The sequence below is a fragment of the Leptospira neocaledonica genome (genome assembly GCF_002812205.1).
GTDB classification, from domain to species: domain Bacteria; phylum Spirochaetota; class Leptospiria; order Leptospirales; family Leptospiraceae; genus Leptospira_B; species Leptospira_B neocaledonica.
The window spans coordinates 168,926-189,034 of sequence record NZ_NPEA01000006.1 but is presented as its reverse complement, the minus strand read 5'-3'; the positions used below and the strand labels follow the sequence as shown (position 1 = coordinate 189,034).

The following is a 20,109-nucleotide window of genomic DNA, read 5'->3' as shown; positions in this document are numbered from 1 at the left end:
AAATATGAAAAGAGGCGTCTCTATACTGGGTGCCTCCGGATCGGTAGGGGAGTCTACTCTCAAAATACTCCGCCAATTTCCGGAAGAGTTTCGGTTAGTATCTTTCAGTGTACATTCCAATTTACAAAAAGCGGAATCGATTGCGAAGGAATTCCAACCGGATATTCTATGTATCAGTTCCGAAACTGTAGATCGCACGGTTCTCGGAAATAAGATTGGTAATACGAAAGTATTGTACGGCTCTAAAAATTTAGAAGAGATCGTCCAGGAACCGGAGATAGAAACAGTTGTAACTGCTGTCGTAGGTGCAAGCGGGATACGTCCTACTGTTGCCGCAATTCGTGCCGGCAAAAAAATAGGGATCGCAAACAAGGAGACCTTAGTAAGCTGCGGACCTTATATAAAAACTTTATTAGAAAATTCTAAATCTTATCTGGTTCCCGTAGACTCGGAACATAATGCGCTTTTCCAACTTCTGGAAAATATGAAGAAGGACTCACTTGAAAGGATTGTTCTTACCGCTTCCGGTGGACCATTTCGTAAACTTCCGGTAGAAGATCTTCCTAAGGTGACAATCGAGCAGGCGTTAAAACATCCTACCTGGAATATGGGGCCTAAGATCACGATCGATTCTGCGGGAATGATCAATAAAGGATTAGAAGTTATAGAGGCTCATTTTCTTTTCGGATTTTCTTATGATAAAATAGGAGTGGTCATCCATCCTCAAAGTGTGGCCCACGGTCTTGTGGAAACTAAGGACGGTGCAAGTTTTGTATACGCTTCTTATCCGGATATGATCTTTCCTGTGGCGCATTCATTATATTATCCTAAAATAGTCCCGAAAGTTTTAAGATCTCATCCTGCGACTTCTTGGGGAAATCTGGAGTTTTTAGAACCGGACTTGGAAAGATATCCAGGCTTGGCGTTGGCATATGAGGCTGGAAGGGCAGGCGGGATATCTCCTTCTATTTTTAACGCTTCGAACGAAGTGGCTGTGGAATTGTTTTTACAAGGTAAAATTCTTTTTACGGAGATCCCTTCTCTTATCCGGAACGTTTTGGAAAAAATTCCGAATACGTTCCCGGTAGATCTGGAAGGTTACGAAGAAGCAGATAGAAAGGCCAGAGAATTGGCCTTTCATTTCTCTAAAGATAAGGTAGTGCATTTATGTTAGCAGATATTTTAGGTATCGTATTCATGTTGGCCCTTTGTATTTTTATACATGAATTGGGTCATTTAATCATGGGCTGGGTCGTTGGCGTGAAGGCCAGGATCTTCTCCATCGGTTATGGGAAAGGGATCTGGAAAAAGAAAATCGGTGAAACCACTTTTCAAGTTACAGGTATACCGTTAGGCGGCTATGTCCTATTTAAAGGTGACGAAGGCGGAACATTAAAAGGAGAGAAGGGCGAATTTTTATCCACTCCTCCTCTTAAAAGAATGATCCCGGTTTTCGGTGGACCATTATTCAATTTGATCCTTGGTTTTTTTATCATCTTCGGTTTGTATGCGATCGGTTACGCACCTGCCGGAACTAAAATTTATATAGAACCTGCAGTGTATGAATATTCTTCCGGATACCAAGCAGGTTTAAGAAGTGGAGACAAGATTGTATCCGTAAACGGTGCCAAAACCGAATCCAAATACGAATTATTATCGGAGTTAGGGCTTGCCCGAGGAAAAGATATCCAACTCAAAGTAGAAAGAGAAGGAAAAGAACTAGAATTTCATTTTTCAGATCCTCAGATCGGAGTAGACTTCGCAGGAGAAAGACTTGTGCAAGTGGACTTCGGATATGGGTCCATGCTTAGTCATTGGTTCTTAAAAAAACTTTCTTTCTTAGATCCGAACGGAGAGGCGGCAGAATATAGAAAACAAAGAGAAAGAAAGGCTGCTTTAGATCCAAAACTTTCGCCCAGAGAACTTGCTCTGCAAGAAGCAAGACTGAACAAAGAAGCGATCGAATCCAGGGCTTTAGATTATTTGAACGATGGGGACAGGATCTTATCTGTGAATGGGATACAAGTTCACACCGTTCCGGAATTGCAAAAAACGCTCGGGAAATTCCAAAACGAAAAAGTAAAATTAGAAGTGGATCGTAAAACTTATCCACTACTCAATCCTTGGACCAGAGAAAAAGCGGAAGTGGAAATGACACCTCTTGCTGCATTCGTCGTAGAATTAAAAGATATCCGAGATAGAAAATATCCCGAGATACCTATCAGCACGATTAGTCTCAGAAGCCATGATCCGGAGATCAAACTTAAACTTTTAAGCTTAAAGATGGACGGCAAATCTTTCGCTGATCTGGAAGATTTCAAAAAATCTGTCCAATCTCAAATCGGCAAAAGAGTTCAGTTGGAGGTCCAAGGCCAGGTTTGGGATACAACCCTAGGATTCTATCAAATCGGTCTTTTAGGTTTTACTGCTAAGATGCATGTGAAAGAGGAAAGTATGGACCGAAAACTTTCCTTCGGCGAAGCATTTTTACAATCAGGCAAAGACGTAGGAAAAATGATCAGCGATAACCTGAGAGGACTCGGGATGATCTTTTCCGGAAGATTGAAGGTAAAAGATAGCGTTTCCGGTCCAGTGGGACTTGCTAAAGTTTCCGTTCAATTCTTAGAAGACGGTTTTTATTCTTACTTTCAGTTCGTGGCATTTATTTCGATCGCCTTAATGATAATGAATTTACTTCCGATTCCTGTAGCCGACGGTGGACATATCGTTTTTTTCACATATGAGGCGATCGCCGGTAGACCTCTGCCGATGGCTGTTCAAGAACAAGTTTTGAGATTGGGATTCTTCTTCCTTTTATCCTTGGGCCTCTATGTGACTTATCACGATTTCTTAAGATAATCGAGAGTCATGAGAGCATCTAAATATTTAGTACCTACGGAAAAAGAAAATCCTTCGGACGCGGTAGTCGCTTCCCATAGGCTGATGATACGAGCTGGTCTGGTTCGAAAATCAGGCTCGGGATTTTACTTTTTTCTGCCATTAGGACTTCGGATCCTAAAAAAAATAGAGAATATAGTCCGCGAAGAAATGGACGCAACTGGTGCATTGGAATTCGAACTTCCGATCATGACACCTTCCGAGTTTTGGGAACAATCCGGAAGATGGAGTGTGATGGGACCGGAAATGATGAGAGTAAAAGACCGTCATGACCAATGGTATGCGCTCGGCCCCACTCATGAGGAATCTTTTTCCTATTTAGTAAAACCTCTTTTGAAATCATACAAGGATCTGCCAATTAATGTATATCAGATCCATACTAAGTTCCGAGACGAGATCCGTCCTAGGTTCGGGGTAATTCGTTCCAGAGAGTTCATTATGAAAGATGCATATTCTTATCATTTGGACGAGGCTTCTTTGGATGCAACTTACCAAGATATGAGAACTGCTTATCGAAAAATTTTCCAACGTTGCGGTTTGAAAACAATTCCTGTCCAAGCGGATTCCGGTACAATGGGCGGTTCCGCTTCCGAAGAATTTATGGTGGTTTCTCCGATTGGAGAAGAGACACTTCTTCTTTGTGGCGACTGCGGTTATAATTCTAACAGCGAAAAAACTCCTTTTATCGCAAAAGCAGAAGATTCTCCAAATGGTCCTAAGGACAAAAAAGAAGTGGCGACTCCAGGCAAAAAGTCTATCGAAGATGTGGCTGCTTTTCTAAATGTTCGCCCTCAGGATACGATCAAGGCAGTCGCTTTTCAAAATGGAAAAGAGAAGCTGCTAGTATTCCTGCGCGGAGACTTGGAGCTGAATGAACACAAACTTAAGTCTTATTTAAAATGGTCCGATCTGGACATGATCCCAGAACCTGAATTAAAAAATTCTAATTTAGTTCCCGGATTTATCGGTCCTTCCGATGTTGGTGAAGGATTTAAGGTGATTTTGGATTCTTCTATCCAAAAGGATTTCGCTTATGTGGTCGGTGGAGGAAAAGAAGATTTCCATATCCAAGGATATGTTCCTTCTTCCGAGATCAAGATCCAATATGAAACCGCAGATGTAGCACTTGCAAGAGAAGGGGACCCATGTCCTACCTGTGCAAAAACCTTAAAAGCAGAAAAAGGAATAGAAGTTGGGCATATCTTCAAGTTAGGAGATAAATATACCAAGTCTTTCCAGATCCAAGTATTGGATCAACAAGGTAAGGCAAAAACACTTACCATGGGATGTTACGGTATTGGTGTGAACCGAACCATGGCTACAGTTATAGAACAATGTAATGATGATAAGGGGATTTACTGGCCAATCAGTATTGCTCCATTTGAGATCGGTCTTGTGACTCTTACAAAAGGTGAGGAACAAGACGCAAAAGCATTAGAATTTTACGAAAATCTAAAGAACGAAGGTTTTGAGGTCTTCTGGGATGAAAGAGATCTCGGACCTGGATTTAAGTTCAAGGATTCGGAACTGATCGGTTTCCCGATCCGCATCACCGTCGGTAAAAAGTTTTTCGAGTCCGGAGAAATTTCCATCTACAATCGTAAACTCGATAAGGATGAAACTTTCAAATTTATAGACTTCGACGATCTGAACACAAGAGTAGAGAACCTACGTCAGGAATTATACCAGGAGTTGTTGGGAGATTAATCCCTTCAAAAACTGTCATGGCTAAAGAACGCAACTTCACTGAAAAAGAAGGATACTTCGGCGATTTTGGAGGAAGATATTCCCCTGAGATCTTGACCGAAGCTTTGATCGAGTTGGAAGACACTTACAATAAACTCCGTAAGGATAAAAAATTCCAAAAGGACCTGGAGTTTTATAGAAGGAATTATATAGGAAGACCTTCTCCACTTACCTATGCGGAGAAATTGACCAAGGCCTGGGGTGGAGCTAAAATCTGGCTGAAGCGCGAGGATTTAAATCATACCGGCGCTCATAAGATTAATAATACAATCGGTCAGGCGCTTATCGCAAAGGCAATGGGCAAACGTAGGATCATCGCAGAAACAGGTGCGGGCCAACATGGTGTGGCAACTGCAACAGTAGGCGCATTATTCGAATTTGAAACTGCTATTTTTATGGGAGAAGAAGATCTCCGTCGCCAAAAATTGAATGCGATCCGTATGCAGATGCTTGGCGCAAAAGTGATTGGAGTTTCTTCTGGAACTGCAACTTTAAAAGACGCTACTTCCGAAGCGATGAGAGATTGGGCGTTAAATGTTTCTAATACTCATTATATAGTAGGTTCTGTGATTGGGCCTCACCCATTCCCAACTATCGTCCGTGATTTTCAAAAAGTTGTGGGCGATGAATCTAAAAAGCAGTTCAAAAAAGAAAACGATAAACTTCCGGATGCTGTCGTTGCCTGTGTAGGCGGCGGTTCTAACGCGATGGGAATGTATTATGCATTTCTAAATGATAAAAAAGTAAAACTATATGGTGTGGAAGCCGGAGGAAGAGGTTCTTCTCCCGGAGAACATTCTGCCACAATGCTTTTCGGTAAAACTGGGTTTTTACACGGAACCAAAACCTTGGTCATCCAAGACGATGGAGGGCAGGTAGTTCCTGCGCATTCAGTTTCTGCTGGATTGGATTATCCAGGCGTGGGACCTGAACATGCTCATTTACATTCTTCCGGAAGAGTAAAATACGAAACTGTTTCCGACCAGGGTGCCTTGGACGCATTCATGGAAGTTTGTCGGGTAGAAGGTATCATCCCTGCATTAGAAACTGCTCATGCTTTTCGATTTGCCAAGGATCTTGCAAAAGAACTTGGAAAGAAAAAAGACATTTTGATCTGTCTTTCCGGAAGAGGAGACAAGGACGTGGCAGAAGTAGCAAGACTTGTTGGTCTTTCACAAGGAGATTTGATTTGAGCGCGATTAAGAGCGTTTTTTCAGATTCAAAAAGCGCATTCATTCCTTATATTTCTTTAGGAGATCCGAATTACGATCTATGTGTAGATTGGGCGGATGCACTCATCAGAGGTGGCGCCGATATTTTAGAACTTGGGATCCCGTTTTCCGATCCTGTGGCGGATGGGCCTGTGATCCAAAAGGCATTCAAACGTGCTCTCGCAAATCCATTCTCCATGGATACAATTTTAGAAACTACGGAAAAGATACATTCTTTACATCCTCATATCCCTCTAGTGTATCTAACGTATTTCAACCCGATCTTTCATTATGGTTTTGAAAAGTTTGCGGAGAAGGCAAAGATAGCAGGTATACAAGGTATGATCATTCCTGATCTTCCATATGATACCCCTGAGACGGACGAATTATTCAAATCCTTGAAAAGAAGAGGAGTAGATCTGATCCATTTAGTGACTCCTGCGACTCCTTTGAATCGTATGAAAGGAATTCGTGATTTTGCTTCCGGATTTATCTACTATGTAACTTCTTATGGAGTGACTGGAGAGAGAAAATCCATCTCTGCAGATCTGGAGGATAGGATCAAAACTACTAAGGAAGTTTTTTCCCTTCCGGTGAGTGCTGGATTTGGGATCTCTGCCCCGGATCAGGCGAAAGAAATTTCCCAGTACGCTGACGGTATTATCATAGGTTCCGCAGTGCAAAGGATCATAGAAGAGAATGGTTCTAATCCTAGTCTTTGCAGAAAAAAGTTAGAAGAATACGCACAATCGATTTCCGGTTCTTTGAGAGGAAAAAACCGCTAAAACTCTTTCTCATAGTCGATATTTTCTTTCCTGAACCTGGGAAGAAAATTGACGAAACCGTCCCGGTAGAGAGAATCTTCCGGATCGGAGGAAAGAATGAGCGAGTCCAAACCAGCCCAGAAATTTACCTTAGTGGATATTATTTTCGGGGTCACTACATCCCTCGGAATTCTGGCACATTTTTATTACGCGTTTTTTTCCGAAGCGGATTATTCACTTCAACTTCTGTTATTAGGCGCACTTCTTCTATATTCTTCTTCTTACTTCTTCTATAAGACCATTACCAAGGCCGCTAAGAACCCCCAGTTTGTAGGAAGTCTTTGGTTAGCGATCCTTGCTTCCTTAGTTTGGTTCGATCTATATGTTGCGTTTACTCCGGTTTCCGAATTGGAAGAAAATTCTATCTCTTGGAGATTTAATGTTCTTCGTAACCAAACCGACGCAAGAGTAGAGAAGGAATCCGATAAGGGAGATTTGGAACAGATTCAATTAAAACCTCCTGAAAAAGCAAGAAGGGATATCAATATTATCGGGATCACCACCAAAACCTTGGACCAACTAGGTGGTGTGTGGCCCCTTCCTTGGAAATATTACGCAAAGATAATAGATAAATTCGCTACTTCTACCAATCATCTTATGTTCGACGTGTTCTTCCTGGACTATAAGCCGGGACAAACAGATGAGATGGCTAAAGCTCTTTCCGGAAACCCAAGGGTCATGTTCGACTATCCTATGGAAACCAGTTTGGAATCCAAGAGCACAATTATTAATTTAGAAAAGAGAACCGAAATTCTTCGCAAATTCAAATTGGAAAATGTTAAGGATGAACAAACAGGACTTTCTTGGTTGAAATTCCCACAATCTCCGATCGAACCTGTTGCGGAAAAATCTTCCGGTTTAGGATTTGCGAATATTAAAAAAGACGAATCCGGTCTGAACCGTAAAATGCCGATCGTTGCAAAAATCCTGGGTTCCGGTCCAGGAAGAGAAGACGAATACTATCCTTCTATCGACCTAGTCATTGCCTGTAACTATTACGGAGTGGATATTAAAAAAGACGTAGAAGTTGTCATGGGCGAATATGTGAAGATCAAAAATATTCCTCAAAAGAATATCAGTTATTTCGATCGTAAAAGTTTAAAAATGGTCACAGAAGACATTATGGCTAAGCCAAATGATACCCGTGAAGTTACCATTCCGATAGACGAGTATGGTCAGATGGAAATTAACTTTCCGGGAGGATTATATTCTTATAATACTACCGAGTTCTTCGAAGTTTCAGAAGGTTGGGACAACGAGACTGCTACTCAGGTGAACAATAATATCTTCTTAGTTGCTATGTTCTACGCTACTGGAAGAGGGGCCGCAAAAGATACTCACTTGTCTCCATTCGGAGATATGTCGGGGATCGAACACCACGCCCATGCGATCAATACAATCCTAAACCAGGATTTCCTCTGGGACATGCCTTTGGCTGGGAACTTTTTGATCTTCTTCTCCATGGCGTTTATCGTGGGACTCATCCTTCCTAGAATGAAAACCTCTTGGGGGTTTTTGTTCATCATTGGAATTGCACTTTTATACAGCATCGTGACATTATACGATTTTTCGGAATTCAATATAGTTCACGTATTTCCATCCGTGATCGTAGAACAGTTCTTCATATTCGTGGGGATCATAGTGTATAAGATTCTAACGGAAGAAGAAAACGTAAAATATATCCGTACCACATTCTCCAAATTCGTTTCCAAAGACGTTGTGGACGAACTTCTTAAAAATCCGGAAAATCTGAACTTAGGAGGATCTAAGAAGGACATTACTATTTTCTTCTCGGATATCCGCGGATTTACCACCATGTCCGAAAAAATGGGCCCGGAAGAACTGGTCCAATTCCTAAACCAGTACCTTTCGGAAATGACCGAGATCATTATCGAGTTCAAGGGAACGATTGATAAATACATGGGGGATGCGATCATGGCTTTCTGGGGGGCTCCGGTTCCCCTAGAAGACCATGCTTACTATGCTTGCGCGGCTTCCATTGCACAAATGAGAAGGCTCGCAGTCCTGAAGGAAGAATGGAAAGCAAGAGACCTTCCTGTGATGGATATCGGTATCGGATTAAATTCCGGTCCTGCTGTCGTGGGGAATATGGGAAGTTCTCACCGGATGGACTATACTTGTATGGGAGATACCATTAACCTGGGATCTCGTCTGGAAGGATCCAACAAGGAATATGCCACAAATATTATTATTTCGGAATATACATACGAAAAGGTCAAGGACCGCGTAATTGCCAGAGAACTGGACCTAGTCAAGGTAAAGGGTAAAACCAAACCTGTCCGGATCTATGAACTGATCGACTTAGTGAACGAAGAAGACCTTAAACTTCTGAGGAGACCTTTGCATTCAGTAGAGCAGTCCTGATGACCGTTAAAGACGGAATACATGCAACAGGAAGATTCGTTATTGAACGGGATCCGCCTTCCGGCGGATCTCAGAAAATTGCCTCTCGAGGAACTGCCTAAACTCTGTTCCGAGATCCGAAATTATATCATTGATACTCTCTCCGGAATTGGAGGGCATTTCGCAAGTAATCTGGGAGTGGTGGAACTCACAGTTGCTTTACATTACGTTTTCGAAACTCCAAAAGACAGACTGATCTGGGATGTAGGACATCAAACTTACCCTCATAAGATCCTAACCGGCAGAAAGGAAAAACTTTCCACTGTCCGAAAATTCAAAGGACTTTCGGGATTCCCAAAAAGAGAAGAATCCGTTTACGACCTATACAATACGGGACATGCTGGCACTTCTATTTCGCAAGCCTTGGGAGAAGCTGTAGCTCGAGATCTGACCGGAAAAGATTACGCAGTCGCGGCAATTATAGGAGATGCATCTATCGCCACAGGAATGGCGTTGGAAGCGATGAACCATGCAGGACATCTTAAAAAAGATCTTCTTGTAGTGTTAAACGACAACTATATGTCTATTTCCAAGAACGTCGGATCCATCTCCAACTATCTGAATAATATCATTAGCTCTCATTTTTATCTGAACTGGAAAAGGATCTTTTATACCTGTCTAAAATGGTTCCCGATTGTTGGGCCTGCCATGGAGAGTTTTTTTAAAAGAGTAGAAAAAGGTTTCAAAGACGTTTTTACTCCTGGTGGCCTATTCGAGGATTTAGGTTTTATTTATATAGGGCCTGAAGACGGTCATGATGTAGTCCGTCTAGTAAAAATGCTCAGAAAGATCAAGACTATGAAAGGTCCTGTTCTTTTCCATACGATCACCCAAAAAGGAAAAGGTTACGTTCCCGCAGAGAAAGACCCGATTAAATACCATGGGGTGACCCCATTCCGTAAGGAAGACGGGGCCATGGAATCAGCCGATTCTTCTAAAATTTCTTACTCTAAAATTGTGGGTAAGGTACTTTCCGATCTAACCGAAAAAAATCCGCGTATTGCTGCAATTACTCCTGCAATGATAGAAGGTTCCGGACTCGGGGAATATGTTTCCAAATTCCCGGACCATGTTTATGATGTGGGGATCGCGGAGCAGCATTCGGTCGCTTTCGCAGGAGCGATGACTAACGGGGATGTGATCCCTTATATGTGTATTTATTCTACCTTCTTGACTAGAGGAATGGACCAATTGGTAGAAGATGTTTCTCTCATGAATCTTCCCGTCCGCTTTGTGATCGATAGGGCAGGCTGTGTCGGGCCGGATGGAGAAACTCACCAAGGATTATTCGATCTAAGTTACCTTCTATCCTTGCCGAATATGGATGTGTTTGTGCCTTCTTCCGGACAAGACTTGGTGGATTCACTTAAATATATGGAGAATTATGATAAGTCTCCGATCGCGATCCGATTCCCTAAGGCAAGTGTGGAACTTTCCGGTCTGGATTTCAGTGCGGAGAAGGACCTAAAACCTGGAAGTTTCAGAGTACTACAAAGAGGTACAGATATTGCTCTTCTCTCTATCGGTTCCATGTTAGAAGAAGCCAAGAAAGTGACTAACCTTTTGGAACAAGAAGGATACTCGGTCACATTGATTGACCTAGTCTGGCTTAGGCCTTTAGGGAAAGAGGCTCTGGACGAGGAACTTTCTCATGTGCGTCATTTTGTGATCCTGGATGAGAGTTATCTAGACGGAGGAGCTTCCGGATACTTGCTAAATCGGATCTCACCTGATTATTTAGGACGTTTTATTAAAACATTCGCGTTTCCATCTGAGGTCATCCACCACGGGGAAAGAAAGGAAATTTTCACCGAGTACGGATTGGATGCTCAAAGTATCTCCAAGTTTCTTCGAGAAAATGTAAAGAAGGAAGTCCTACACGGAAAACGGAATTAAGCTATTTCAAGAGGCGTCCGAAAATAAAAATAAAACGGGTAGATAATTGGAAAACCTGACGCCTGAAGACAAGCTAGAAGCATCTAAATTTTTTTATAGAACCGGCGATTTGGATCGCGCGGAATTCCTACTGAAATCCTCTTTGGAAGATTCCGAAAGTCATGAGACCTACTTTTTTCTGGGTTTGATCGAAAACCAAAGAAGTAACTGGAAAAAGGGTCTGTACTATTTCTACCGTTCCGTAGAAGTGAATCCAGAATACGGGAATCCTTGCAACGAGATCGGGATCCTTCTTCTTCGTATGGGAAGAGAAAGAGAATCCGTTTTCTGGCTGAAAAAATCTCTTCGTTGCACCCTAAACGACGCACCTCATATTTCTCTTTTTAACCTGGCTACTCTTTATAAAATCTGGAATCGCCCGGAAAGATCCTTACAGTATTTGCATAAGGCAATTGTAATGAAGCCGGATTTTGAAGAAGCAAAACGTCTGAGAGAAGAATTGAATTCTGCTATCTGATGACAAATCCTCTTATTACGATTCGCCCCGCTCGGCCGGATGATGCGGCCGCTGCTGTCCCTTTGATCTATAGTTCTGGGCCTGCCGCTTGGGACTATGTGTTCAACGAGGGGAAAATTTCCTCTCAGGATTTTCTTATTAAATCTTTCCAAGGGACCAAGAACACATTCAGCTACAAGAATCATTATGTGGCTGAAAAGAACGGCGAAGTGGTAGGAAGTATCGTTATATTTCGCTCCGAAAACTTCTTCTTTCAAAATGCTGCGACTGCAGGAAATATTTTCCGAATTTATGGATTAAAAGCCCCTAAGGTTGCGGTCCGAGGATTGAGTATGGAAGGAATGATCCAACCTCCTAAATCAGGCAGATTGTATCTGGGCCATATCGCCGTTCCTGCGAAAGAAAGAAGACAAGGAATAGCGGAAAAATTGATAAGATTTGCTATTTCGGCTTATCCAGGTTATGAAAAAATTTCTCTGGATGTTTCCCAAGAAAATCCGAATGCCCAAGGTCTGTATAAAAAATTAGGATTTGAGATCGTAGATGCCAGGAATTTTTCCGGGCCTAAAGGTTTAGTGCCTAATCATTATTATATGGAAGCGGATCGCTTCTCCTTCTGATCCATTTTTATTCTTTCCCGATCTATAAACTGGAACGACAAATCATCGGATTCCTAATATACTTTTCCTTCTTTATTATTCGAAAGGGAGAAAAGAATGGAATTTGCTCCGGAGATGTTGGAATACGCAAATCTAATTTCCTCTAAAGGACTCACAGGTTTTACCCAAGGAAGTATTCAGGAAAGAAGGGACGGCTATTCCGCAATCGGAGAACTTTTGGGAGAAGGTCCGTTCATGAGGGAAATCCAGGATATCTCCATCCCTTCCAAAAGTGGAAATGTATTCATAAAAAATTATATTCCAAAAACGGAACCTAAGTCCAAAATACTCTACTTTCACGGTGGAGGTTGGGTAGTCGGAAGATTAAAAGATTTCGACCCGTTTGCGCGTAAACTTGCGGAGATCACTTCTAGTATTGTTTCACTTGTGGATTATAAATTGGCTCCCGAGTTCCCATTTCCATTACCCTTGGAGGATTCTTATGCCGCCTTGGAATGGATTTCTTCTCAAAAGGAAAATGTCTGGAAAAATCTTCCATTGGTAGTGGCGGGTGATAGTGCCGGGGGAAATTTGGCGGCTTCTACCATTATGAGGGCCAAGGAAACATTCGGTCCAAAAATCGATATGCAGATCCTGATCTATCCCGTCACCGAAGCGATCTGCGATACCAATTCCTATAAAGAATTCGAACTTGGTCCCGGTCTTACTAAAAAAGATATGGAATGGTTTATCGCTCAATATCTGCCTAATCCCAATATGAGGTCGGATCCGAAAGCTTCTCCATTGTACCAAAAAGATTGGAAGGATCTTCCGCCTGCGATCGTATTTATCGCAGATATAGATCCTCTTAGGGACGATGGAAAACTATATGCAGAAAAATTAAAAGAAGCCGGAGTTTCCGTCTTATTTAAGGAATTCCAGGGTTATACTCACGGCTTTTTTACAAAAGTAAATCTTCTCAAGGCTCCGGAAGAAGGTTTAAGAATGATCTCTGAGGAAATGGATAGGATCTTTAAACTGAAGGAAGTTGTACTTTAGAAAAATGAAAAGTGCTAGATTGGTAGAATTTGGATCCTCTTTGCAATGGGAAGAAACACAAGACCCTGAACCGAAAGATTTCGAAGTCTTATTAGAAGTGATCTCTTGTGGTGTATGTCATTCGGATCTTCATTTAAGAGATGGTTATTATAAAATTGGCGGAGATGAAAAACTTTTCGTAAAGGACAGAGGAGTCAAACTTCCTCTAACTCCTGGCCATGAAATCGTAGGTAAAATTTTAAAGATCGGCTCTAAGGTTTCTTCTGTTTCCGTGGGAGAAACTAAGTTAGTATATCCTTGGATAGGTTGCGAAACCTGCGAAGAATGTGAATCCGGAAATCCTCAACTTTGTTCTGCTCCTAGATCCTTGGGCATTTACCAAGATGGCGGTTATTCGGATCGCATCTTGGTTCCAGATGAAAAATGGCTTTTGGATATTTATGATCTTTCTCCCGAATACGCTTGTTCTTATGCGTGTGCAGGACTGACCGCTTATGGCGCTTTGAAAAAAGCTCTTCCACTTAAAAGAACGGATTCTTTGGTGATTATAGGAGCAGGTGGCCTTGGAATGTTCGCTTCTCAATTGGTTCCACTTCTAACGGAAGCAAAAGTAATCTTCTTGGATCTGGATGAGTCTCGTTTGGAAAAACTAAAAGAGCTTGGATTTTATACTGTACCTTCTTCTCATCCTGATCCAGCGTCTGAAGTAAAAAAGATCTCTGGCCCACTTGGAGTGTCCGCCGTAATCGATTTTGTGAATAATAGCGCCACTTCTTCCTTGGGATTTTCTCTTTTGAAAAAGAATGGGACTCTGATCGGTGTTGGACTTTTTGGTGGAGAATTAAAAATCCCTACTCCCATTCTTTCTCTCAGAAGTTTAACAATTCGCGGAAGTTATACAGGTTCTCCTGGAGAACTGAAGGAAGTATTACAACTTGTATCCGAGAAAAAGATCCGCCCTGTTCCGGTCCAGGTCAGGAATTTGAAGGATGCAGATTCTGCTTTGAACGATCTATCTTCCGGAAAAGTATTGGGAAGGTTGGTATTATCCGGAAAATCAAATTCTTTAATATGATTTGATTTTAGTTCACGCAAAGGCACTAAGACAAGAGGATATAGTCTTAAAAAACTCCGCGGCTCTGCGCCTCTGTATGAAAACCGCAGCTTATAAATTCTGAAATTCAGGAGGAAGAGGAATTTTGGGGTTTTCGTTGGTTTCTAAAATTAGAATGTCCCCGGTTTTTAGAGCAAGCTTCAAACCTTGGTCAGACTCTATCAAATATTCGCTTAAGACGGAAGAAACATTTCGAGCGATCTTATACTTTAGGAAAAGGTGATCCTTTTTTCTAGCGAATAATTCTCCCTCCGAATCTGCCGCGATATGCAAAGAGGAGAGTGGTAATTCTTCTCCGGAATCGCTTAAAAAATAAAATTCTCCGTCCTTCTCCCAGATCCGAATCAGGTTTAATGGGTAACCGAATAATTCCAAATATCCGTTTTCGGAAAATTCTCCGTACTGATTATCTATATAAATTCCATCTTCCGCTTCTTTCAGATTCTTTCGGAAATATTCCAGAATATCTTTTTGTTCTATCTTGGCGTCACGGAAGATCCAGTCCCCGTTAGGCAAAACCTTAATTTCGCTATTTAGACGCCTTGCGGTCATTCTTCTTCCCTTTCTCTATAACGGAAGGCAACTCCTTCCAGGACTTTTGCATCCTTTGCGATCTCCGCCATGCTAGTAGTATACCCTTCGGTGGTGCCAGTTTGAAAAATGGTAGGAGGAACCGGTACTATTCCTACATTTGCGAGGTACATTCCATCCATACCTCTGTCAAAAAGTTCTTTCTTAATCTTTTCGTAATAGAATTTTTCTATCTTGCCGTCTCCAAAGTTACGAACGATCACTCTTCCGTAAGTTTTGTAGTTCCTACGCTTTGGGGGATGTTTCAGTATCTCTATCTGTTCCCAACCTGGTTTGTGAGAAATGAGCACTGTTTCCTTCTGACTTCCTTCCTGGATAAATTCCACCGAAAAGCAGGAAACCAAGGTCAGACAGGATATCAGCAGGACTCCCTTCCAAAACTGAATATATATTCCGCTTCTAGAACGAGTTAAAATGGAGAGAATGGGCATTCCTCCCCATTCAAGAAGCGCACATTCCGTGGACAAGCGGTTTTTTTGCATAGCCAAAAGAGGGCTTTTCAGACCTGGATTTTTTTTATATACTCTCCCCGGATACCCGGTAAATTCTCGCGGAATTCGGAACCTCGTTTAAGCTGGTTCCTCCGGGCCACCAAAAACTCGTATGGAAGACATAGATCTCAAAAAACGCGCGAGAGAAAACGTTTTAAAAATAGGGTATTGTACTCTGGACGAGCTGGAAGAGAAGGTGAAAGCCTTCCGGGTGATGAACCAGAACGCCGCCAAGAAAAGATATCTTATTACTAGAGAACCTATCTCCGATTCATCCGGAAAAGTTCTGGTTCCGAAAGCAGCGGAGATAGATATCTCTACAGCGAAATTACTTAGACGTCATTTTAAACCAACCAGTGAATTCAAAACTTTTCAACCTGACGAAGGTATCGTGATCATCTCTGATATGACATCTGCGGAAGGTGTTTCCTTCACCATGGACATTGTTACTCAGATCATGAACCTGGGTGGAGGTGCTTACGAAGGATTTATAGATCGTGTGGATAGTTTTGGAGACTTCATCAATCTTCTCAAAAAGTCATTATTTCCAAGACTCATCATCATAGGCTATATGCCACAAGATAAGATCCAAGGTGAGTTATTGAACTTCGTTCGAGTGAAACGAGTGGATAATTATTTGAGAGCCATGGAGCTGACTCATACTGCGTTCAAACCTCAGGCATATTTTCCTAAGATCCGCCAGATCGAAATTTCTCAAGAAGATCCTAAGTCTTGGGGCCGTTTCGTTGTAGAGATCGTAAGAGAATATACTCGCCCTTATCTATTAGAAGAAGTTTAATTTTCGGGCGGCTCTTCGCGAACGACCCATTGGGAGTGAGCGAGCCCGAGATAGCCGGAGGCGTTTATCGAGGGCACACCAAGCGGTCCTTCGCTCAGACCAGGCTGCTCCGGGTTCGCGTCCCGCTCATCCATGCTTCGCATGGACTAAAGCCCTGCGCATCCTTTCCGCAGCGACCCGTAGGGAGCGAGAAAACGACCGCGGAAGTGAGTCGGTGGTCGAAGACCAAACGAGAGAATGTCTATAATCAAAACCAGTACTTTGAATCGAAAGCATAACTGAAATAAACACTCTTAGCTTTGCCGCGTGTGTTAATTTTATATTTAACTTGTAACTTTTATTATTTCAAGTAGTCTAAAAATATAAATCTAACGCCGACCAAAATAGGTTTAAGGATCCAAATGAGTACCATTTCCGAAACAGTATTAGTGACCGGAGCTTCCGGCCATCTAGGAAAAATTGTCCTAGAAGAATTATTAAAAAAAGGGCATAATAAGATCATCGCTACAACTCGTAAGCCGGAAAGTTTAGCGGACTTTGCGAAAAGAGGAGTTACAGTAAGAAAGGCAAGTTTTGACGACCCCGCAAGTCTTGTCACTGCGTTCCAAGGCGCAGATAGGATCTTGATCATTAGTACTGATAATATAGGAAATAGAATCCCTGAACATAGCGCCGCAGTTGACGCAGCAGTTAAAGTAGGAGCAAAACGAATTCTTTATACCTCTCTTACAAAAGCAGACGAAGTTCCAGTTACATTCGCTTTCGAGCACGAAGGAACAGAAGAAAAGATCAAACAAAGTGGCCTTGCGTACACAATACTTCGTAATAATATGTATTCAGATTATTTAATACCTAAATTGCAACATGCAATTGCAAGCGGTTCTATTTACGGTGCTGGAGGAGAAGGTGCATGCGCCTATGTTTCTAGGAAAGATTGTGCTAAAGCGGCAGCGGCTGCTTTACTTTCGTCTGAATCGGGAAATAAAATTTTAGAGATCGGTGGGCCTAGGGCTTGGACCTACAAGGAACTTGCAAAATTTACTTCCGAACTAGTGAGCATAACAATTTCTTATGTGGATCTTCCTGCAGAAGAACTTTCCAAGGCTTTAGCTGGGGCTGGAGTTCCGAAACCTATGGCGGACGCTTTGGCTTCTTTCGATGTATCTATTCGAGAAGGTTATTTGAAGGAAGTGAACACATCCATAAAGAATCTTATTGGGGAAGAGCTTCAGGACGTGAGTGTATTATTAAAAGAAAACAAATCTCTTTTGGTTTCTTAAACTCGGTAAAATTCCATATTTTCTCGAAGAGGATCCGGAAGACTTCCTAACGCGTTGATATACTTCTTATATCTGTTTTCCAACTCGGTAAACTTACGTGTTCGAATATTCACGAACCTATTGTTGATTTCACCGAAGGCAGGCATTTTGGAAACCTTCTCCCGGATCGTCCTCGCGAAAGGAATATGGCGATAGAAAATTCCTCGGACTACTCGGTTCAACCTTTGCACACCTTCTGCTTCGTATTTGATCCAAAGCTGGTAATCGTTCGCGAAAATATCTCTTTCATTCCGGAAACGTTTGAATTCTGCGGCTAACTTCTCTTTGATCTCTATGGAAAGATCTTTGTTCTTTTTGTAGAACTGAACATAGTCCATATAGTCAGCAGTGATGGATGGATTTCCTACGTTATTCCATTCAGGTCCCAAGATTGTTTTGCAAAGCTCCCAACGGAATGCCGCAAATGCATCTATCAAAAGAGATTTTAGATCTCCTTGTACGAAAATCGGAAGAACGATCCTACCTCTACTTTCTTTAGAGCCGGAACCTCTGTGGATGGAAAGTTCCTGCCACATCATAATCTTGCTACCGATAGAAGGAACAATTACAAAGTCAGGAACGATCGCTCTTTGAACGAACTCCTTGTTGATCCCCATCTCCGGATTATTATAGATCACCTCTCTGTTGAATACGGAGAAGTCCACTGCCATAATATCGTGGATCGTATCCGTTAGCATCTTTTTGGTAACGTATGCTTTTCCCAGAGGGATTTGAGAATGATATTTTGTAAGGATAGGCAGGTATGTAGCCAAGGAACCTGTTGTGAGTCGAACGTTCGCCTCATACATTGCACCGAATTCAAATTTAAGTCTTGCTTCCGGATTATCGATATCTGGAGGAAGATCGGATTCTTTTTTGAAAACTGCATTTCGGTTGTCCATCTTGACCTTGTCGAAGAAGTTCTGACCGAGTTCGTCCAAGGAAGTAGGGCATTCTCTTTTATAAATTTTTTCCAGCCATTCCGTTCCGTAATGGATCGGAATATCAGAAACCGAAGTGATCGCATCCTTGAATGTGGACATGAACACCAACTGAGAATCATCCAGCATTGTTTCGTCGAAGAAACCGTATTTTAACATCAGGTCTACAGGTTTAGGAACATTCTTTCCTGAGTTGATGTATTTTTGGAAACAGGCAGCGTAAATATCGAAGTAGGTTTTTGTAATAGACCTTCTTAACTTACGAGTATCGTTGTCCGAGTCCAATGGGTTTTTTAAGGACTTGAGTTTTACCATCATCGCGGAAAACTCTTTGATCGCATCCCCACCCATCCCGGAAAATTGGATGATCGTGGAAGCAGAATTCGCCAATTCTTTACGAATTGCCGTCGCATCCGCAGAACCATCCACAGAAACTCCACTTCCATTCGAGGCTGCTTTTGCAGTCGGATTAGAAGCTTCGAATTTTTTAGCAAGACCAGCAGTCTTTTCTAAGAACGATTTAATATTAGGAGAAGGTCCGGGAATGGCTGAACCGAAAAGTGCCTGGTGACCTGCGAGCGCTCTTTCTATCTTTTGAGAGACAACTTGTAAAATAGGGACAACAAACTCTGGAGGAGCCGTCGCATAACCGTTCGCCGCCATATCCAGGATGAGGAAGTATTTTTCGGTAAGGCTTTCAACACCGCCTAAAAGCAGGGAGAAATCCTCATCCAATTCTTCTAATATACTTTTTGCATTTTCCGTAATATTATTCTGCACTCTTCCAAGCTTGTCGCAGACATAGGAGACCATGCCTGGATCAGGAGCGAATAATTGTGCGAGAAGATTCGGATCCGCCAGGATTATCTTACGAACAAAATTGAATTCACCATCTTGGAATTCTATTTCTTCAGGATAATATTTAACTAGAAGCTGAGAATGGTCTTCTTCTACATAATTTGCAGTAGGTCTTTCCGGAAGAATTCCGCCGTTATCGAAATAATGTTTTAAATTTTCACGAGCAAGTCTAAGGACCGGATCCACAATTTCGGAACTTGGATCTGCGATGGGTTGTCCAGGTTTGATATCCGGAAAAACACTCGGATTGAATTGATAATACAGAAGGGAAAGATTATCGTTCGTCTTTCCCATATCGGAAGCGATCTTTCTGAGCTGGTTCACTTTTTTGAAAGACTCGGTGATCTCTCTCAAAAGAGAACGACCCACCATGATTCCCAAAGAACTTCTGGCTGCGAGAGAACGACCCACTGTAGACGGGGACATAACATATGTGGAGAGCACGCAGTCTTGCTCTGCAACAATCGTAAAAGGATAACGTCCGCTGCCGAAAAGTGCAGAGGCACCAGGAGTCAAATTGGCTCCTGAAATTTTGAATAACTCCAGTTTTCTGGAACCGGGAGCTTCTACCAAATAACGCAAGGCTCCGCTATGCAATACGTTGAGAGAATTCGCGGCACTTCCTTCCGGAAATAAAACCGTCCCGGCTTTTATTGTTACTTTTTGATTTGGTACGCTTGTATCTAATGCCATACGATCGCTGTTGGGGCAAATTAAGAAGAAAACTATCCTTCCCTAAGAATGGAAACTCTTTTTTAAAGGATTCTCTAAAAAGGACCTTCTGGATAAGGCAAAAGATTTCCAAGGCTGAGGCTCTCATAG

The 20,109-nt window shown here is 42.1% G+C and carries 16 protein-coding genes; 13 read left to right on the top strand and 3 right to left on the bottom strand.

Annotated features, from left to right (window positions below; all coding sequences use genetic code 11):
* The first annotated feature begins 4 nt into the window (after positions 1 to 4).
* The 11 genes from dxr to CH365_RS12080 all read left to right on the top strand — a co-directional run bounded on the left by dxr (position 5) and on the right by CH365_RS12080 (position 14,249).
* Positions 5 to 1,174, top strand: coding sequence for a 1-deoxy-D-xylulose-5-phosphate reductoisomerase (gene dxr / locus CH365_RS12130; RefSeq protein ID WP_100768830.1), 1,170 nt, complete (start codon positions 5 to 7; stop codon positions 1,172 to 1,174).
* Positions 1,168 to 2,859 (top strand): site-2 protease family protein, encoded by a 1,692-nt coding sequence (locus tag CH365_RS12125; protein WP_100768829.1) that lies wholly within the window; start codon positions 1,168 to 1,170, stop codon positions 2,857 to 2,859. The genes dxr and CH365_RS12125 overlap by 7 nt, the downstream gene beginning before the upstream one ends.
* Positions 2,860 to 2,868: 9 nt before the next feature.
* The gene (locus CH365_RS12120; RefSeq protein ID WP_100768828.1) at positions 2,869 to 4,605 is read left to right on the top strand and encodes a proline--tRNA ligase; all 1,737 of its coding nucleotides are present in this window, start codon (positions 2,869 to 2,871) and stop codon (positions 4,603 to 4,605) included.
* Between the two features lie 17 nt (positions 4,606 to 4,622).
* Positions 4,623 to 5,837 carry a tryptophan synthase subunit beta gene (gene trpB / locus CH365_RS12115; RefSeq protein ID WP_100768827.1) on the top strand — a complete coding sequence of 405 codons (1,215 nt, stop codon included), beginning with the start codon at positions 4,623 to 4,625 and terminating at the stop codon, positions 5,835 to 5,837.
* A complete protein-coding gene (gene trpA, locus CH365_RS12110) occupies positions 5,834 to 6,640 on the top strand; it encodes a tryptophan synthase subunit alpha (RefSeq protein ID WP_100768826.1) in 807 nt (268 codons plus the stop codon). The genes trpB and trpA overlap by 4 nt, the downstream gene beginning before the upstream one ends.
* A gap of 96 nt (positions 6,641 to 6,736) precedes the next feature.
* Positions 6,737 to 9,064 carry an adenylate/guanylate cyclase domain-containing protein gene (locus tag CH365_RS12105; RefSeq protein ID WP_100768825.1) on the top strand — a complete coding sequence of 776 codons (2,328 nt, stop codon included), beginning with the start codon at positions 6,737 to 6,739 and terminating at the stop codon, positions 9,062 to 9,064.
* Positions 9,065 to 9,085: 21 nt separating this feature from the next.
* Positions 9,086 to 10,999, top strand: coding sequence for a 1-deoxy-D-xylulose-5-phosphate synthase (dxs, locus tag CH365_RS12100; RefSeq protein WP_100768824.1), 1,914 nt, complete (start codon positions 9,086 to 9,088; stop codon positions 10,997 to 10,999).
* 46 nt (positions 11,000 to 11,045) lie between these two features.
* Positions 11,046 to 11,516 carry a tetratricopeptide repeat protein gene (locus CH365_RS12095; protein ID WP_100768823.1) on the top strand — a complete coding sequence of 157 codons (471 nt, stop codon included), beginning with the start codon at positions 11,046 to 11,048 and terminating at the stop codon, positions 11,514 to 11,516.
* Positions 11,516 to 12,136: a GNAT family N-acetyltransferase gene (locus CH365_RS12090; protein ID WP_100768822.1), complete on the top strand. Its 621-nt coding sequence runs from the start codon at positions 11,516 to 11,518 to the stop codon at positions 12,134 to 12,136. The genes CH365_RS12095 and CH365_RS12090 overlap by 1 nt, the downstream gene beginning before the upstream one ends.
* Positions 12,137 to 12,232: 96 nt before the next feature.
* Positions 12,233 to 13,174: an alpha/beta hydrolase gene (locus CH365_RS12085; RefSeq protein WP_100768821.1), complete on the top strand. Its 942-nt coding sequence runs from the start codon at positions 12,233 to 12,235 to the stop codon at positions 13,172 to 13,174.
* Positions 13,175 to 13,178: 4 nt separating this feature from the next.
* Entirely contained in the window at positions 13,179 to 14,249 is a 1,071-nt protein-coding gene (locus CH365_RS12080) for an alcohol dehydrogenase (RefSeq protein WP_100768820.1), read from the top strand.
* A 90-nt stretch (positions 14,250 to 14,339) separates the two neighbouring features.
* Here CH365_RS12080 and CH365_RS12075 read toward each other — a convergent pair whose 3' ends face one another.
* The gene (locus CH365_RS12075; protein WP_100768819.1) at positions 14,340 to 14,840 is read right to left on the bottom strand and encodes a hypothetical protein; all 501 of its coding nucleotides are present in this window, start codon (positions 14,838 to 14,840) and stop codon (positions 14,340 to 14,342) included.
* Entirely contained in the window at positions 14,837 to 15,361 is a 525-nt protein-coding gene (locus tag CH365_RS12070; RefSeq protein WP_100768818.1) for a hypothetical protein, read from the bottom strand. The genes CH365_RS12075 and CH365_RS12070 overlap by 4 nt, the downstream gene beginning before the upstream one ends.
* A 121-nt stretch (positions 15,362 to 15,482) precedes the next feature.
* Between CH365_RS12070 and CH365_RS12065 the strand changes: the two genes are divergently transcribed.
* Together CH365_RS12065 and CH365_RS12060 are read left to right on the top strand one after the other, a co-directional pair.
* Positions 15,483 to 16,169 carry a hypothetical protein gene (locus tag CH365_RS12065; RefSeq protein ID WP_100768817.1) on the top strand — a complete coding sequence of 229 codons (687 nt, stop codon included), beginning with the start codon at positions 15,483 to 15,485 and terminating at the stop codon, positions 16,167 to 16,169.
* Positions 16,170 to 16,570: 401 nt separating this feature from the next.
* On the top strand, positions 16,571 to 17,449 hold the full coding sequence (locus CH365_RS12060; protein WP_100768816.1) for an SDR family oxidoreductase: 879 nt from the start codon (positions 16,571 to 16,573) through the stop codon (positions 17,447 to 17,449).
* Here CH365_RS12060 and CH365_RS12055 read toward each other — a convergent pair.
* Positions 17,446 to 19,980 carry a cyclic nucleotide-binding domain-containing protein gene (locus CH365_RS12055; protein WP_100768815.1) on the bottom strand — a complete coding sequence of 845 codons (2,535 nt, stop codon included), beginning with the start codon at positions 19,978 to 19,980 and terminating at the stop codon, positions 17,446 to 17,448. The genes CH365_RS12060 and CH365_RS12055 overlap by 4 nt on opposite strands.
* Positions 19,981 to 20,109: the final 129 nt, after the last annotated feature.

Bases quoted from the DNA above. Each gene is read 5' to 3' on its own strand.
- CH365_RS12055 (WP_100768815.1), bottom strand. From the start codon at position 19,980: ATGGCATTAGATACAAGCGTACCAAATCAAAAAGTAACAATAAAAGCC.
- CH365_RS12125 (WP_100768829.1), top strand. From the start codon at position 1,168: ATGTTAGCAGATATTTTAGGTATCGTATTCATGTTGGCCCTTTGTATT.
- trpB (WP_100768827.1), top strand. From the start codon at position 4,623: ATGGCTAAAGAACGCAACTTCACTGAAAAAGAAGGATACTTCGGCGAT.
- CH365_RS12090 (WP_100768822.1), top strand. From the start codon at position 11,516: ATGACAAATCCTCTTATTACGATTCGCCCCGCTCGGCCGGATGATGCG.
- CH365_RS12060 (WP_100768816.1), top strand. From the start codon at position 16,571: ATGAGTACCATTTCCGAAACAGTATTAGTGACCGGAGCTTCCGGCCAT.
- CH365_RS12120 (WP_100768828.1), top strand. From the start codon at position 2,869: ATGAGAGCATCTAAATATTTAGTACCTACGGAAAAAGAAAATCCTTCG.
- CH365_RS12065 (WP_100768817.1), top strand. From the start codon at position 15,483: ATGGAAGACATAGATCTCAAAAAACGCGCGAGAGAAAACGTTTTAAAA.
- CH365_RS12105 (WP_100768825.1), top strand. From the start codon at position 6,737: ATGAGCGAGTCCAAACCAGCCCAGAAATTTACCTTAGTGGATATTATT.
- CH365_RS12085 (WP_100768821.1), top strand. From the start codon at position 12,233: ATGGAATTTGCTCCGGAGATGTTGGAATACGCAAATCTAATTTCCTCT.
- dxs (WP_100768824.1), top strand. From the start codon at position 9,086: ATGCAACAGGAAGATTCGTTATTGAACGGGATCCGCCTTCCGGCGGAT.
- CH365_RS12075 (WP_100768819.1), bottom strand. From the start codon at position 14,840: ATGACCGCAAGGCGTCTAAATAGCGAAATTAAGGTTTTGCCTAACGGG.
- CH365_RS12080 (WP_100768820.1), top strand. From the start codon at position 13,179: ATGAAAAGTGCTAGATTGGTAGAATTTGGATCCTCTTTGCAATGGGAA.
- dxr (WP_100768830.1), top strand. From the start codon at position 5: ATGAAAAGAGGCGTCTCTATACTGGGTGCCTCCGGATCGGTAGGGGAG.
- CH365_RS12070 (WP_100768818.1), bottom strand. From the start codon at position 15,361: ATGCAAAAAAACCGCTTGTCCACGGAATGTGCGCTTCTTGAATGGGGA.